This window comes from Actinoplanes oblitus (genome assembly GCF_030252345.1).
GTDB classification, from domain to species: Bacteria; Actinomycetota; Actinomycetes; order Mycobacteriales; family Micromonosporaceae; genus Actinoplanes; species Actinoplanes oblitus.
This window is the reverse complement of record NZ_CP126980.1, coordinates 8559103-8574335: the sequence shown is the minus strand read 5'-3', so window position 1 is coordinate 8574335 and position 15233 is coordinate 8559103. Positions and strand designations below refer to the sequence as shown.

Sequence of the window (15233 nt, the reverse complement as noted above, 5' to 3'; positions counted from 1 at the left end):
CTCACTCAGGGCCCGGTGGTGATCAGGCCTTGAAGTTCAGCTTCCGGCGACGGGCCATGAAGAACAGGCCGGCGCCGACCAGCAGCAGCACGACCGCGCCACCGGCGATGGTGCTGGAGTTCGAACCGGTCAGCGCCAGGGCGCCGCCCTCGGTCTCGCTGGTGCTCGGGGTCGCGGCGGCCGGGCTCGTCGAGGCCGAGGCCGAGGCCGACGCGGTCTGCGACGGGGTCGCCGAGGTGGTGGCCGACGGGGTGGCCGCCGGGCTGGTGGTCACCGGGGTGGTGGGCTCCTCCGGGGTGGAGCACTTGCCCAGCTCGACCTGGACGGTGATGCCCTCGAGGCTGGTGTCCGGGAACTCGACCTTGGCGTCGACGGTGGCGTCGGCGGACTTGAAGGTGACGTCCTTCGAGCTGCCGGCCGGCACGGTGACGGTCTGGGTCTCGCCGTTGTAGGTCACCTTGGCCGGGACCTCGCCGTTGCCCTTGGGGTTGTTGACCGTGACGACGGTGGTCTTGCAGTCGTTGGTGGCGGTGGCGGTGGGCTTGCACTCGGCCGGCCGCGACCACTCGATCTTCGTCTCGGCGAGCTTGTCGGCGGTCACCGTGATCGCGCCGCTGCCGGCCGGGACGAGCAGGTCCTCGCTCTTGCCCTTGCCGACGGTGACCATCTTGGTCTGGTAGCCGTACCGGACGACGAACGTGACGTCGTAACCGCTCAGCTTGCCGTTGTTGCTCAGGTTCAGGGTGACGTCACCGTTGCAGGCCTCGGTGTGCTGCACGGCCGGCTGGACGCACTTGCTGGTGCCGAAGTTCTTCCAGTTGATCTTCAGGTCGTTGTACCGGGAGCCGCCTTCCTTGAGCTCCGGGATGACCACGTCCTTGCCGCCCACGAAGAGGTCGACCTGGGTGTTGCAGTCCGGCACGTCGACCACGAACTCGTGGCTGGTGTGCTTGCCGTCGAAGTGGTACGTCTCCTGCGCGAAGAGGTACTGCGGGACGGCGAAGTCCGGCCGCGGCGCGAGGTAGCTGACCAGCGTGACGTCGTTCTCACAGGTGCTGGTGCTCTTCAGGCTGGCCGTGATCTTGGCCTTGCCCGGCTCGGACTTGAAGTCCCAGCCGGCGTTGTCGAAGTCCGTCGCCTTGCAGTTGTTCGTCGTGCCGGTGCCGCCGGTGTTGGGCTCGTCGGCGTAGCTCGGGGTGGCCATGACGCCGGCGCCGAGGAGGGCGCTGGCGAGCACGACGGCCGCGCGAAGGAAACGCGCTTTCTTCATGGGTGCTCCTGGAAAAGGGTGGGGGGTGAAAAAGGCGCGCCGACCCATGTGAGTCGGCGCGCCCTAGGTGCTGCTGTTATCAGGCGGTGAAGCGGAGCTTGCGACGGCGAGCCATGACGAACAGGGCGCCACCACCGATCAGCAGGACGGCCGCGCCACCCGCGATGCTGCCCGCGGCGGCACCGGTGACCGGGAGGCTGTCCTTGTCACAGTCGGCCGGGGCCTCGTCGTCGAACTTGACGGTCTCGGTGTCGGTGTAGGTCTTGCCCTTGTAGTTCAGGGTGATAGTCACGTCGACGGTGAAGCCCGCCTTGGCGTCGAGGGTGATGCTCTTCTTCTCGCCCGGCGCGATGACCAGGTCCTTCTCGGCGCCCGAGCTGGGCTTGAAGTGCAGCTTGATCTCGACACCGTCGGCCGGGTTGTCGAAGCCGAAGGTCATGCTGTCGCAGGTGACCTTGTAGATCGGGGTGGGCTCACCCGGCAGGTCGTCCGGCAGCGGCTCCTCCGGAGCGCTGGCGGTGGTGCTGGGGGTCACGGTCGGGCTGGACGGCGCGGTCGTCGTCGGGGTCGGCGACGGCGACTTGGTCTCTTCGACCTTCTTGCAGTCCTCCGGGCGGGACACCGTCTTGGTGTGGATCGTGTCGCCGACGTTGTTCGAGAACCGGACGGTCTCGGTCAGGGTGATCGAGGTGACGTCGGCGGAGAGCGCCTGGGTGCCCTCGGTCGGGGTGTTGGTCTTGTATTCCTCACCCTTGTGGAGACCGACGAGCTCGCCCGCCTTGCCGCCGATGGCGGCGGTTTCCAGGGTCTCGAAGTGGTAGGTCGGGACGCCCTCGGGGGCGTAGCCGAAGACGGTCCACTTCACCGTCCAGTTGCCGGTCTCGGTGTCACACGTCGTGCCGGCCTCGATGTCGCTGTGGTGGGCCGACGCGGGCGCCGCGAACACCGCGAGGCCGCCCAGGCCGAGGGCCGCGCCGGCGGCGACGGTGGCCACACGACGGAGCGGGGACTTGGACAGTTTCACGCCTACTCCTGGGAACGGGGGTCAAGGAGAAAAGAGCGCGAGGAAGCCACGCGGCTTTCGCCGGGAAACAAGCGAGAGCTGCGACGACGCCTCCCCACGTCGTCTGCGGACCGTCCCACTGGGACACCCGCAACGCCGCCCGACACTAGCCATTCCGACTCGGCAAAGAAACGTCTCAGCGAGACCTAAGCCTGTTGATATCAATCTGTGATCTTCCATTACCGCAACGAAACGGTCCCGTCGCGCGTAGTGCCCGTGACGAGGGAATTGTTCACGCGCTCGTAGTCGATCAGGTGGAGTCAAGTAGCGTCAGGGGTGATGACCAGGATTATCGCCGGAGTGCACGGCGGGCGGCGCCTGTCCGCTCCGTCCGGCGCGCAGACCAGGCCCACATCGGACCGGGTGCGTGAGGCGTTCTTCAGTGCGCTGGATTCGATGACCGAGCTGGCCGGCGCCAGGTTCGCCGACCTGTACGCCGGGTCCGGGGCGATCGGCCTGGAGGCCCTGTCCCGCGGGGCGGAGCACGCGCTCCTGGTCGAATCGGACGCCCGGGCGAGCCGCGTCGTGCGCGACAACATCGCGATGCTCAAAGTAGGCACATCGGCACGCCTGGTGACCGCGAAGGTGCTGCAGGTGCTCGCCGATCCCCCGGACGGTGGACCGTACGACGTGGTCTTCGCCGATCCGCCGTACGCGCTGGGTAGTGAGGAGGTCGACACTGTGCAACAGGAACTGCTGGCCAACGGCTGGCTGTCCCCGGACGCCGTGGTGGTGTTCGAGCGATCCACCCGGACAGGACGCCTGAGCTGGGTGGATGGGCTCGCCGAGGACCGCACCCGGCGGTATGGCGAGACCACACTTTGGTACGGTCGCCGATCATGAGACGAGCGGTGTGTCCCGGCTCCTTCGACCCGGTCACCAACGGTCACCTCGACATCGTCGGGCGGGCCAGCCGATTGTTCGACGAGGTGATCGTCGGAGTCCTGATCAACCAGTCGAAGTCCGGGCTGTTCACCATCGACGAGCGCCTCGAGATGCTCAGTGAGGTGACGGCCCCGTACCGGAACGTGCGCGTGATGGCCTTCCACGGGCTGCTGGTCGACTTCTGCCGGGATCAGGGCGCCGAGGTCGTGGTCAAGGGCATCCGCGCGGTGAGCGACTTCGACTACGAGTTGCAGATGGCGCAGATGAACATCGGGCTCTCCGCTGTGGAGACGTTGTTCATGCCGACCAACCCGCTCTATTCGTTCCTCTCCTCCAGCCTGGTCAAAGACGTGGTCAAGTGGGGTGGCGACGCCTCGGCGTACCTCCCGGACCCGGTGCTGGCCCGGCTGGTGAGCCGGTTGAAGCAGAATTAGGAGCCACCGGCGCGCCGGGATCCGGCCGGGCGGCGGCACAGTAACGTGATCGCACCACGCTGGGTGGCGGTTCGACGACGGGAGTGACACCGGTGGATCCGCTCGACCGTATCGACGAGCTCATCGAGCTCGTCCAGGACGCGCGCTCCGTGCCGATGTCGCGGACGAACTTCATGTTCGACCGCGGCGAGATGATCGAGCGACTCGAGGAACTCCGTGCCGAGCTCCCCTCCGAGTTGCGCAAGGCGGCAGCGGTCCTGGACGAGCGGGACCGGATCGTCGAGGCCGGCCGCCGCGAGGCCGACCGGATCGTCAGCGAGGGTGAGGCCGAGCACGCCCGCCTGGTCTCGGTGAACGAGATCACCGTCTCGTCCGAGCACGAGGGTGCCCGGATCATCGCCGAGGCGCGGACCGAGGCGCAGCGGCTGCGCGAGGAGGTCGACGACTACGTCGACACCGCCCTGGCCAACTTCGAGCAGTTCCTGACCCGGGCGCTGGCGTCGATCGAACGTGGCCGTGACAAGATGCACGCGCTCCGGGAGATCGGCACCTTCCAGGGTGAGGACGCCGAGAGGCCCCTCCCGTTCTAGAGCCCGATTCGACGACGTCCCGCAAGCTCAGGTAATGTTTTCGGTCGGCCTACCCATGGCTGAGGATCATGATGCCCAAGTCACCGCAGAGTCACCTGGACCCCAGGCAGCCGCTGGTCGTCGACACGACGAAACTACCCCGGCAGCCCGGTGCGACGCGTGCCCTGAAACGGGTGGCCCCGGCGCCGGCGGACCTCGGCCTGGAGTTGATCTCGGTCCCTGAGGGTTCCGACCTCGAGCTCGATCTGAGCCTGACGTCGGTCTCCGAGGGGGTCTATGTCAGCGGCACCGTGCGTGGTTCGCTCAAGGGCGAGTGCGGCCGGTGCCTCAACGAGATCGACGAGTCGTTCGAGGTGTCCCTCGGGGAGATGTTCGCCTACGAGGACAGCACCACGGAGGAGACCACCGACGAGGACGAGGTGGGCCGGATGCAGGGCGACCTGATCGACCTGGAGCCGGTGGTGCGGGACGCGGTGGTGCTGACCCTGCCGACCAACCCGCTCTGCCGGCCGGACTGCCCAGGGCTGTGCCCCGACTGCGGGGTGCACTTCGACGATCTTCCGGCTGAGCACAGCCACGAGGAAGTCGACCCCCGCTGGGCCGCTTTGCGCAATCTACCGAAAAACGAGGAGTAGGAACCGTGGCCGTCCCCAAGCGCAAGATGTCGCGCAGCAACACCCGCTCGCGCCGGGCGAACTGGAAGGCGACCGCGGTCTCGACCGTGGCCTGCCCCCAGTGCAAGTCGCCGAAGCTGCCGCACGCCGCCTGCTCGGTCTGCGGCACCTACAACGGCCGTCAGGTCCTCGAGGTCTGACGTCGCCGAGTGACGCGCCCGATCATCGGGCGGGTCGTTCCCGAGCAGTGGCGTCCCACCGGTGTCCCGGCTCCCCACAGGGAGCCGGGCACCGCGCGGATCGCCGTCGACCTCCTCGGCGGGGACCATGCTCCCGCCGTCGTGGTTGACGGCGCTCTGCGTGCCGTCGACGACGACCCGTCCCTGCACCTGACTCTCGTCGGCCCGGCCGAAGCCGCCGACGCGGTGCTCGCTGCCGTTCATCCGGCGCAGCGCCATCGCCTCACCACAGTGCTCGGCGGCACCGCCGCCGAAGCCGTCGCCGCCGGCCGGGCCGACGCCCTGGTCTCCGCCGGCGACACCGCCGTGACGGTGCTCTCCGCCGCACGTGCCCTGGGCCGCTGGCCCGGCGTCCGCCGCCCGCCGCTCGCCGCCGTGCTGCCCACCGCCGCCGGCCGCCTCGTCCTGCTCGACGTGGGTTCGACGGTCGACCCGGACGAGCAGACGCTCGCCACGCACGCCCGGCTGGGCGCCGCCTACGCCGCCGCGATCCACGATCTCCCCGAGCCCCGGGTCGGCCTGCTCACCATCGGCACCGAGCGTGGCAAGGGCGACCAGCTGCGCCGTGCCGCCGCGCGGCTCCTGGAGGACCTGCCCCTTCGCTACGTCGGCCTGGTCGAGGGCAGCGACGTGGTGCTGGGTGCGGCCGCCGACGTCGTGGTCACCGACGGTTTCACCGGAAATGTCCTTCTGAAGGCCCTGGAAGCGGCCCACGTGGCCAAGAACACTGACGAAACTCGCGCGGCCGTCCTGCTCGGCGTCGGCGGCATCGTGGTGGTCTGCCACGGCGCCGCCACCGGCCCCGACCTCGCCAGGGGCATCGCCTTCGCCGCCGACCTGCACCGCCATCGCCGGATTGATGTCGTACAACGAGGTATCGCATGAATGACAAGCGCCGCCGTCCCCCCACCCTCCCCCTGGAAGAGGCCTTTGGTGTCCCGTTCGAGGCAGACCTGCTGGAACGTGCGCTGACCCACCGCTCGTACGCGTACGAGAACGGCGGCCTGCCCACCAACGAGCGCCTGGAGTTCCTCGGCGACTCGGTCCTCGGCGTGGTGATCACCTCCGCGCTGTTCCACAACCACCCCGACCTGCCCGAGGGGCAGCTCGCCAAGCTGCGGGCCAGCGTGGTCAACATGCACGCGCTCGCCGACGTGGCCCGCGGCCTGGGCGACGAGGGGCTGGGCCCGCACCTGCTGCTCGGCAAGGGCGAGGAGACCACCGGCGGCCGGGACAAGGCCAGCATCCTGGCCGACACCCTGGAGGCGCTGCTCGGCGCGATCTACCTGGAGCACGGCCTGGAGACGGCCGGCGAGGTGATCCACCGGCTGTTCGACCCGCTGATGGCCGAGTCGGCCGGCCGGGGCGCGGCGCTGGACTGGAAGACCAGCCTGCAGGAGCTGACCGCGGCGCTCGGGCTGGGTGTGCCGGACTACGTGATCGAGGACTCCGGCCCGGACCACGCCAAGACGTTCACCGCCTGGGTGGTGGTGGCCGGCGTCCGGTACGGCGGCTCCGAAGGACGCAGCAAGAAGCAAGCCGAACAGCGTGCCGCCGCGGCTGCCTGGCGGACCCTCAGCGAGCGGACCGAGGCCGATGGCGACGACAAGCCCGAGTGAGGCCGCGCCGGTGGCCGCGGACCGGGAGAGCGAGCCCGGGGAGTCCCTCTGGGAGAAGGCCGGCGGTGGTCGCGGGATCGCCGTCGCGGTCGGCCTGCTCGCCCTGACCCGGGTCGCCCAGCTGCTGATGATCTGGTGGCTGGGCGGCGCCTCGGCGTCGGACAACGGCGTCTTCCAGCGACTGCTGGTCTGGGACGGCGGCTGGTTCCTGCGGGTCGCGATGGACGGGTACCCGCACGGCTACACGTACGACGCCAACCACGTCCTGCAGGCCAACGAACTGGCCTTCTTCCCGCTCTACCCGATGCTGATCCGCGGTGTCACGCTGCTCGGCGCGACCCCCGGCAACGCCGCGATCGGGGTGGCCTGGATCGCCTCGATCGGCGCGGCGGTCGCCCTGCACCTGCTCGGGACCAGCCTTTACGGCAAGCGGGCCGGCTGGGCGCTGGTGGCGATCTGCTGCTCGGCGCCGGTCTCCGTGGTGCTCTCCATGGCGTACTCGGAAAGCCTTTTCCTCGCCATGGTCGCGGGCATGCTGGCCGCGGCGCACCGCAAGGCGTGGCTGCCGGCCGGTCTGCTCGGTCTCGGCGCGGCGCTGACCCGCCCGACCGGAGCGGCCGCCGCCATCGCCCTGGCGGTCGCCGCGCTGATGGCGCTCCGCGAGCCCGGCAACAAGATCAAACCGCTGGCCGCGGCGGCCACCGCGCTCGCCGGCGTCCCGCTCTTCCTCGGCTGGGTCGGCTGGCGGGTCGGCGACTGGCCGGCCTGGTTCAAGATCCAGACGGCTGGCTGGGGCACCTCGTTCGACTACGGCAGCAGCACGCTGAAGTTCCTCGACGACGCGTTCACCTCCGGCGACGGCTGGGTGCAGATCAGCGTGGCGCTGATCCTGCTGGCCGCGCTCGCCGCCGCCGGCGTGGCGCTGGCCGGCAAACCGTGGCTGCCGCTCGCCGTCTACGGGGTGATCGCGATGATCCTGGTCTACGGGCAGGCCGGCTTCTACCATTCCAAGCCACGGCTGCTGCTGCCCGTACTGTTGACGCTCCTGCCCGGTGTCGTCGCCGCGGCCCGCGCCCGCCCCCGGGTGGCGATCCTGGCGATCGGCGCCTGGGCGCTCTTCGGTCTCTGGTACGGCGCCTACCTGATCACCGTCTGGCCCTACACGATGTGAGGACCCCCCTTGCCTGAGCTGCCCGAGGTCGAGACCGTCCGGATCGGACTGGCCAAGTGGGTGACCGGCCGCACCATCGCCACCGCCGAGGTGCACCACCCGCGGGCGATCCGCCGGCACCTGCCCGGTGACGTCCACTTCAACGCCGTGCTCACCGGCCGCACCATCCTCGACGTGTCCCGCCGCGGCAAATACCTGTGGCTGCCGCTCGACTCCGGGGACGCGATCATCGCCCACCTCGGGATGAGCGGCCAGCTGCTGATGCAGCCGGCCACCGCCGAGGACGAGAAACACCTGCGGGTCCGGTTCACCTTCACCGACGGCGGCCCGCAGCTGCGCTTCGTCGACCAGCGGACCTTCGGCGGGCTGTCGGTCTCCGAGGGCGGCGCCGAGCTGCCCGGTGAGATCTCGCACATCGCCCGCGACCCGATGGACCCGCTCTTCGACGACGACGCGTTCTCGGCCCGGCTGCGGGGCCGGCACACCGAGATCAAACGGGCCCTGCTCGACCAGAGCCTGATCTCCGGGGTGGGCAACATCTACGCCGACGAGGCACTGTGGCGGGCCAAGCTGCACGGCACCCGCCCGACCGACAAACTGACCCGGCCCGCCGTGGGCCGGGTTCTCGGACACGTACGCGACGTGCTCGCCGAGGCGATCCGCGCGGGCGGGACCAGCTTCGACGAGCTCTACGTCAACGTGAACGGGGAGAGCGGCTACTTCGACCGCTCACTGAACGCCTACGGCCGCGAAGGGGAGCCGTGCCACCGCTGCGGCGCCCCGATCCGCCGCGAGAGCTTCATGAACCGGTCGTCGTTCAGCTGCCCCCGCTGCCAACCCCGGCCCCGCTGAGCCGGCCCGCCCTGCCGTCCCTTCCGAAGTGACGGGTTGCCGGTCGTTGTCCGGGCCCCGGCCCGCTGCCGGTAACGGCCTGTTCGGGGTTGGGGCTGTTGTCCCGGCCCGCTGCCGGTAACGGCCTGTTCGGGGTTGGGGTCGTTGTCGCGGCCTGCTGCCGGTCACGGCCTGTTCGGGATTGGGGTCGTTGTCGCGGCCGCCCTCGGTCCGCGGCTGCCGGCGGCGCGGGCCGAAGCTCGCCTCGGACGCAGTCCGACTTTTCCGATACATCCCGGGCGCTCGCAGCCCCAGGCCCTCGTGGGGCGTTGTCTCGGCCGGGAGCCATCGCGCAAGCCAAGAGCCGGGCTGGTGGTCACGGTGGTGTCCCGGGCGTGGAGTGGGTCGTGGTGACCAGCCGGGTGTGCTGGGCTGGTGGTGACGGTGGTGTGCCGGGCGCGGAGTGGGTCGTGGTGGCCAGCCGAGTGTCGTGGGCTGGTGGTGACGGTGGTGTGCCGGGCGCGGAGAGGGTCCTGGTGACCAGCCGAGTGTGGTGGGCTGGTGGTCAGGGTGGTGTCCCGGGCGCCGAGAGGGTCCTGGTGACCAGCCGAGTGTCGTGGGCTGGTGGTCACGGTGGTGTCCCGGTCCTGGACAGGACCATCACGACCAGCCGGGCGGGCAGACGGCGTTGCCCGGGCCCGGGGCGTACCGGGAATGTCGGACTGCGGCCGGAGAGCGGGCGGCGGACCGGAACCCGTTGCGCGCTGGATCTGACCAGGTCGTCGACGGACCGTGACCGGCGGCCGGGACGGTGACCGGCAGCTTCCGTGGCCTGGCGTCCAGACCGTGACCGGCCGCGTCCCGTGGGCGGCGGCCGGGACGGTGACGGGCAGCTTACGTGGCCTGGCGTCCAAACCCGTGACCAATAGCGGCCCGTGGGGCGGCGGCCGGACCGTGACCAATAGCGGCCCGTGGGGCGGCGGCCGGACCGCGACCAAGAGCGGCCCGCAGGCGGCGGCCGAGACGAGCCCCCGTCGCCTGGCGCCCAGACCATGACCACCTGCCCCCGGTGACCCAGCGGCCCAGGCAGCGGCAAGACGTACGTTCCGCAACGAGAGGTTGCCGATGCCGCCGCACCCCACCGGGAGACCCGCAGCGCCCAACCCGGTCAGAGCCGCATCACCCGCCCTACCCCGAACCGGTCTCAATCGGCGCTGTGAGCGCCACCCCCCGGAGCCCCAGCCGGAGCCAGATCCGGACTCGTATCGGTGGCCAGGCCGAAACCGGCCCCGCGCCGCCCCATCAGCCGCCGCGCGGCCGTGAGCAGCGCCGCCGGCACCCCGTGCACGATGTGCCCGTCCCCCGGCCGGGTGCCGTCGCCGTCCCAGCTCTGATAGGCCGACCAGGGCCCCTCGAACGTGCAGATCCGCACCCCGAGATCCCGGTACAGCGGATGGGTCGGCACGCCCGGGTTCAGCACCACCCGGTGCAGGCCGCGGCGGGCGGCGAGCCGGACCGTCAGCGCGACCGGGCCGACACCCCCGGACCCGGCCGGCGCCCGGTCCAGGAACAGGCCCTCCACGCCGTCGGCCCGCCAGGCGTCCACGTCGGAGAGTACGTCGGCGAGCGAGCGGCTGCCCCAGTCCAGGTCGATCCGGCCGAGCGACTGGTGCAGGGTGCGCCGGTCGCCGGGATGCTCGCGGACGATCCAGGTGTCGGCGTCCAGTTCCAGCTCGGGGCCGGGATGGGCGTACGCGGGAAACAGGGTCTTCACGAGGTCCTCCGAAGATCGGCGGCGGTCAGGGCGACGATGAGCAGGCCGGCCACGTGCGTCGCGGCGAGTACGGCGACGGCGACCGGCAACGGCCCGCCCGTGGACTGGGGCAGCAGCGGCAGGGCCAGCGTGGCCAGCGGCGGCGCGGCGGCCAGGGCGGCGGCGAACCCGGTACGGGCCCGCGCGGCCAGCAGGAAGGTGACCGCGAAGACCCCGCCGAGCAGGGTCCCGGCGGCGAGCGCGAGAACCGCGCCGTGCGGGCTGGACAGGCCACCGGGCAGCCGGTACGCGGCCAGCGCCAGCGCCCCGCCGGCGGCCAGCGGCGGCATCAGCCCGGCCAGCGTGATCACCGTGACGTTGCGGACGTGCCGGTCCAGCTCGGCGGCGCTCTCCGCGGAGTCCAGCCCGGCGTCGATCCGATCGGTGTGCCAGCCGATCAGCGCCTCCAGCATCGGCACCGCGAGCAGCAGCGGCAGCGCGGCCGGTGCCGGGGTCACGGCGGGCCCGGCCTGCCAGAGCAGCGCCACGCAGATCGCCTGGGAGGCCCCGACGACCAGGTAGGCCAGGCCGCGGCGGCGCTCCACCGCGGTGAGCCGGGGGATCCGGCACTCCCGTCCGAGCAGCACCGCCGGCCGGAACGCCCGGACCAGCGCCGCCACGATCGCGGCCGGCAGCAGCGTCTCCACCGGGACGTATCCGGCCCAGCCGACCCCGCCCGCGGCTGCCAGCGCCAGGCCGGCGAGCAGCCAGCAGGGCAGGTACCAGCGGATCAGCGCGGTCTCCGACCGGGTCACCAGCGCCGCGGTGACGGTGGCCAGGGTGGCCAGCCCGCCCGCCCCGACCGAGGCGGCCAGCAGCCGGTCCGGTCCGAGCAGCGCGTCCGGCGCGATCCAGACGAGCGCGCACCACACCCCGGTCACCGTCAGGAACCCGGCGCCGACCAGCCGGACCGCTGCCTCCGCCCCGGCCCGCCGGGACACCGTGACGCCGACGCTGGTCAGTGCCTGCGCCGCGGCCCAGCCGAGCAGCAGCGTGACGGCCGGCACCGGCCAGGCGACCCGGCCCAGCGCGCCGACCCCGGCGACGGCCACGCTGAGCGGCCCGAGGTAGAGCAGGCAGCGCAGCAGGACGGGCCACAGGAAGAACGGCCGCTTCGGCGGGTCCTGCTCGTCGCCGGTGCTCCGGCTGCCGGTGAGAGTGCTCAGCCAGCGGCTCTTGGCTCGCCGGCCGGTGCGGATCTCGGTCTCCCGGTCGCCTTCGGCGAAGGCTCGCCAGGCGGCCTCGGCGGCGGCGGCCTTGGCGCGGCGTTCCGGGCTCAGCTCCAGCGACGTCCCGACCCCGAATCCCGCTTCGAGGTCCGTATCGAAGTCAGCCTCGAAATCCGCTTCGAGGTCCGCTTGAAAGTCCGCTTGGAAGTCCGTCTGGAAGTCCGCTTCCAGGTCCGCCGCCGGGTCGGCGTCCGGTCCGGTCGCGGAGTCCGCCTCCAGGTACGCATCCGGATCGGCCTCCGGGTCGGTCTCCCACCCCGGCGCGGCGGCCGTGGCCCAGTCGGTTTCCCAGTCCGCACCCCAGCCGCTGCTCGGACCCTGCGGATCGTCCGTGATCCACTCGTGGCCGTCCGCGGCCCACTCCGGTTCCGGGCCGTCCACGTCCGGCTCGGCGGGATGTGGCCGGGCCGCCAGGTCCGCCGCGAGCCATTCGCGGCCCAGGTCACGCACGTCCTCTCCGCCGCGCTGCGGATCGGCGTCGGCGGTCCGGGACCGCCTGCGGTTGACCACCCGCCCGGAACGCTCAAAGTCCGCCGAACCGGCAGAAAACGCCCGAGCGGATTCGCTGTTCGCGCGGTCCGGCCACGGCTGCGGGTCATCGCGATCGAGGTCCGCCCAGGCCCGCCGCCGGCGTCCCGGTCCGCGCTGCCCCCGGTCCGCGATTTTCCCGTACGCCGGAGCACCCGCCCAGCCGTCGTCCACAGCCGGTGTGCCAGAAGGAACGTCCGCCCAGTCAGCGTCCAGACCTGGTGTGGCCTGCGCCGGAGTGTCCGCCCAGTCAGTGTCCAGACCTGGTGTGGCTTGCGGGACGTCCGCCCAGTCAGCCGCCTCGGCCGGTGTGCCCGGCGCCGGACCGTCCGCCCAGTCAGCGTCGTGGGCCGGTGCCACCTGCGCCGCGGCATCCGTCCAGAGGCCGCCCGGGGCCGGTGTGTCCCGCTCCGGTTCGCTCCCGGTCTCGTCGAGCCCGGTCGCCAGCGTCCGGGCCAGCCCCGCGAACAGCAGCGTCTCCGCCGCCCCGTCGATCGGCGAGCGCGGTTCCTGCGCATGCCTGCCCGGCGGCCCGAACAGGAAGGTCTCGGTCAGCGGACTGACTTCCCGCAGGACCGGCGCCGGCGGTTCCGGCGCGGGCCCGGCCCGCCGCCCCGCGAGGTACCGCTCCGCCGCCGTCTCCCAGTCCGGGGGCCGGGTGAAGAGAATCGTCTCGGCGGCCGGCGGCGGCTCGGCGCCGCCCGGGGCGGTTGTCGCCGTCGTGCCGGGCAGGTCCGCGCCGGCCCGCTCCGCCTCGGCGAGGGAGACCAGCGGCGTCGTGCCGGGCAGGTCCGCCCCGTCCAGTTCCGTCTCGGCGAGCGGGATCCGGGAGAAGACCTGCGTCTCACCCGGCTCGGCCGCCCCGGCCACCGGCTCAGCCGGCGGCCCGGCGTCGAAGTCCGGCTTCACGAAGAGCAGGGTCTCGGCGACCGCCGTCTCCCGCTCGGACTCCGACATGACCTCGTAGAGCCGCGCACCCAGCCCTTCCGCGTCCATCGGCACGGCGGACACCGGGGACGGCCGCCGTCGCGGCGCCTCGTCGAACCCGGGCCCGCCGTTCGCCGCGTGCCGCGGTTCGCCGGGCACCTGCGGCCGGCGGCGCCGGTTGCGGGACGCCGTCCGGGAGGTCCCGGAGTTCCCGCGCGGGGGAGTGATCGTCATTTCAGTCCTCCCTGGTCAGCCAGCGCAGTGTGGCCGGCATCGGAGTCCGCGGCGCCGGCACGGCGAGCGCGAGTTCGAAGGCCGGCGCCGGCGGTGGCGCGGCCAGATCGGTGTAGAGGGCGCCGTACACCCGCACCACCCGGTCGACGGTGAAGTGGCTGAGCGCGCGCTGCCGGGCCGCGTCGCCCAGCGTGCGCCGGCGCTGGGTGGCCCGGAGCAGGTCGACGATCGCGATGGCCAGCTCGGACGGGTCGTCGGCGGGGACCACCACCCCGGTCTCGCCGAGCGTCTCGCCGGCCGGCCCGATGTCCACGGCGACCACCGGGCGGCCCGACATCATCGCCTCGACCAGCCGGTACGGCGGATCGGACGGTCCCGGCACGTGCGCCACCACCTGCCCGACGGTGAATCGCTCGCGCGGGTCGGCGGGCAGCGGGTGCAGCCGTACCGCACGTCCCAGCCCGGTCCGCTCGATCTGGTCGGCGCAGTGCTCCTCGTGCGTCGCGGTGACACCGACCAGGTGCAGCACGGCACCCGGCAGGGCCGCCGCGACCTCGGTGAACGCGTCCAGCACCAGGGTCAGCCCGCTGTCCGGTCCACCGCTGCCGGCCCACACCACCGTCGGTGGCGCGTCCAGCTCGGCGGCGCCCGGGTACTCCTTCGGATCCACCCCGGCCGGCACCTGGACCAGGCGGGTCGGCTCCGCTCCGTGGTCGAGCGCCCAGCCGTGGTGGTAGGCGCTCAACGGCGCGATCAGCTCCGCCTCGGCGTACCCGGTCCGGGCCACCGCGCTCCGGAACCGCCGCAGGATCAGCCGGACCGCCGGTGACAGCCGTTCCTCGGCCGGCCGCTGCCGGGTGACCGGCGTGCGCGCCTCGGTGAGCAGCAGCGGTGTGCCGCTGCGCCACCGCCCGGCGAGCGCGGCCAGCAGCGGTGTCGTGCCGCCCACGCAGTGCACCAGGTCCGCTTCCGGGACCGGCACGGCGAGGGCCCGCATGGCGTGCCGCAGCAGGGTGGCAGCGGTCCGCGCGTCGCGCACGCTGAGCTTCGGCGGAGGCGGCGCTTCCGGTACGCCGTCCGCCCGCCCCCGCCACGCGTCGAGCAGTTTCTCGGCCAGTGGCAGCCGGGTCAGCGGGCTGGGCCGGTTCCCGGCCAGTTCGGCGATCCACCGCAGCCCGTCGGCGAACTCCTCGGTGGCGGTCTCGTCGAGCATCCCCCGGCAGAACCGGGCGACGGCGTCGGCGGCACCCTCCGGGAGCTGGGCGCGGCGCCGCTCGGAGCGGGCCGGTTCGCGGCCCAGCGCGACGGCGCGCGCCGAGCCGACATTGAACGGAAGTGGGTACGCGGGCGCGGACGGCAGTTCCCGGTCCGTGACGGTGAGCAGCTCGAAGCGGAACCGGTGCAAGTTCTCGACGAGCGACCGGCACCAACCTCCGAGGGCGTCCCGGCGGTACGGGTATCCGCCGCCGGTGAGCAGACAGATGCGCTCGCGGGACGGGGTCGGATTCACGCTGGAGGCAACGACAGAGGGACCCCGGCCTAGCGAGGCATGTCAGCTAGGCGACAGAAATACGCCCCCTTTGCCCTAATTTGTCGCCCACGTTTGCCCGAATTTGCCCGAAAGGCCACGGTGTTCGAAAGGCACTCGCGGCCCGCCCCGTGGTTTGCCGGGCAGCCCGCGGCGGGCATTGCATGCTGTCCTTGAGCCACGCGGGCCGCCGATCCTGTTGATCACATAAGCCGATCTTGTTGATCAAATCAGTGGCCTTCGGGTGGTGTCCGTGCG

General features: G+C 72.0%; 14 protein-coding genes. 9 read left to right on the top strand and 5 right to left on the bottom strand.

Going from position 1 to position 15233, the window contains the following annotated elements:
• Positions 1 to 22: 22 nt before the first annotated feature.
• Together Actob_RS38030 and Actob_RS38025 are read right to left on the bottom strand one after the other, a co-directional pair.
• On the bottom strand, positions 23 to 1270 hold the full coding sequence (locus tag Actob_RS38030; protein ID WP_284916814.1) for an LAETG motif-containing sortase-dependent surface protein: 1248 nt from the start codon (positions 1268 to 1270) through the stop codon (positions 23 to 25).
• Positions 1271 to 1349: 79 nt separating this feature from the next.
• A complete protein-coding gene (locus Actob_RS38025; protein WP_284916813.1) occupies positions 1350 to 2294 on the bottom strand; it encodes an LPXTG cell wall anchor domain-containing protein in 945 nt (314 codons plus the stop codon).
• Positions 2295 to 2612: 318 nt separating this feature from the next.
• Here Actob_RS38025 and rsmD point away from each other — a divergent pair, with 318 nt between their 5' ends.
• From rsmD to mutM, 9 genes are all read left to right on the top strand, one after another.
• Positions 2613 to 3176 carry a 16S rRNA (guanine(966)-N(2))-methyltransferase RsmD gene (gene rsmD / locus Actob_RS38020; protein WP_284916812.1) on the top strand — a complete coding sequence of 188 codons (564 nt, stop codon included), beginning with the start codon at positions 2613 to 2615 and terminating at the stop codon, positions 3174 to 3176.
• Positions 3173 to 3652, top strand: coding sequence for a pantetheine-phosphate adenylyltransferase (gene coaD, locus Actob_RS38015; RefSeq protein WP_284916811.1), 480 nt, complete (start codon positions 3173 to 3175; stop codon positions 3650 to 3652). Before rsmD ends, coaD begins: the two co-directional genes overlap by 4 nt.
• A 92-nt stretch (positions 3653 to 3744) precedes the next feature.
• On the top strand, positions 3745 to 4242 hold the full coding sequence (locus Actob_RS38010) for an SPFH domain-containing protein (protein ID WP_284916810.1): 498 nt from the start codon (positions 3745 to 3747) through the stop codon (positions 4240 to 4242).
• 71 nt (positions 4243 to 4313) lie between these two features.
• Positions 4314 to 4877 (top strand): YceD family protein, encoded by a 564-nt coding sequence (locus tag Actob_RS38005; RefSeq protein WP_284916809.1) that lies wholly within the window; start codon positions 4314 to 4316, stop codon positions 4875 to 4877.
• A 5-nt stretch (positions 4878 to 4882) separates the two neighbouring features.
• Positions 4883 to 5056 carry a 50S ribosomal protein L32 gene (gene rpmF, locus Actob_RS38000; RefSeq protein WP_067685631.1) on the top strand — a complete coding sequence of 58 codons (174 nt, stop codon included), beginning with the start codon at positions 4883 to 4885 and terminating at the stop codon, positions 5054 to 5056.
• A gap of 24 nt (positions 5057 to 5080) precedes the next feature.
• The gene (locus tag Actob_RS37995) at positions 5081 to 5980 is read left to right on the top strand and encodes a phosphate acyltransferase PlsX (protein ID WP_284922473.1); all 900 of its coding nucleotides are present in this window, start codon (positions 5081 to 5083) and stop codon (positions 5978 to 5980) included.
• Complete coding sequence (rnc, locus tag Actob_RS37990; RefSeq protein WP_284916808.1) at positions 5977 to 6714, top strand: ribonuclease III; 738 nt, start codon at positions 5977 to 5979, stop codon at positions 6712 to 6714. Before Actob_RS37995 ends, rnc begins: the two co-directional genes overlap by 4 nt.
• On the top strand, positions 6692 to 7885 hold the full coding sequence (locus tag Actob_RS37985; protein ID WP_284916807.1) for a mannosyltransferase family protein: 1194 nt from the start codon (positions 6692 to 6694) through the stop codon (positions 7883 to 7885). The genes rnc and Actob_RS37985 overlap by 23 nt, the downstream gene beginning before the upstream one ends.
• A gap of 9 nt (positions 7886 to 7894) precedes the next feature.
• Positions 7895 to 8737: a bifunctional DNA-formamidopyrimidine glycosylase/DNA-(apurinic or apyrimidinic site) lyase gene (gene mutM / locus Actob_RS37980; RefSeq protein WP_284916806.1), complete on the top strand. Its 843-nt coding sequence runs from the start codon at positions 7895 to 7897 to the stop codon at positions 8735 to 8737.
• Positions 8738 to 9920: 1183 nt separating this feature from the next.
• On the opposite strand, the gene Actob_RS37975 is transcribed toward mutM, so the two are convergent.
• The 3 genes from Actob_RS37975 to Actob_RS37965 are packed head-to-tail and all read right to left on the bottom strand — an operon-like array spanning position 9921 to position 14957.
• Positions 9921 to 10490 (bottom strand): spherulation-specific family 4 protein, encoded by a 570-nt coding sequence (locus Actob_RS37975; protein ID WP_284916805.1) that lies wholly within the window; start codon positions 10488 to 10490, stop codon positions 9921 to 9923.
• The gene (locus tag Actob_RS37970; protein ID WP_284916804.1) at positions 10487 to 13447 is read right to left on the bottom strand and encodes a hypothetical protein; all 2961 of its coding nucleotides are present in this window, start codon (positions 13445 to 13447) and stop codon (positions 10487 to 10489) included. The genes Actob_RS37975 and Actob_RS37970 overlap by 4 nt, the downstream gene beginning before the upstream one ends.
• A 1-nt stretch (position 13448) precedes the next feature.
• Positions 13449 to 14957, bottom strand: a complete 1509-nt coding sequence (locus Actob_RS37965; RefSeq protein ID WP_284916803.1) for a DUF3492 domain-containing protein — start codon at positions 14955 to 14957, stop codon at positions 13449 to 13451.
• Between the last annotated feature and the right edge of the window lie 276 nt (positions 14958 to 15233).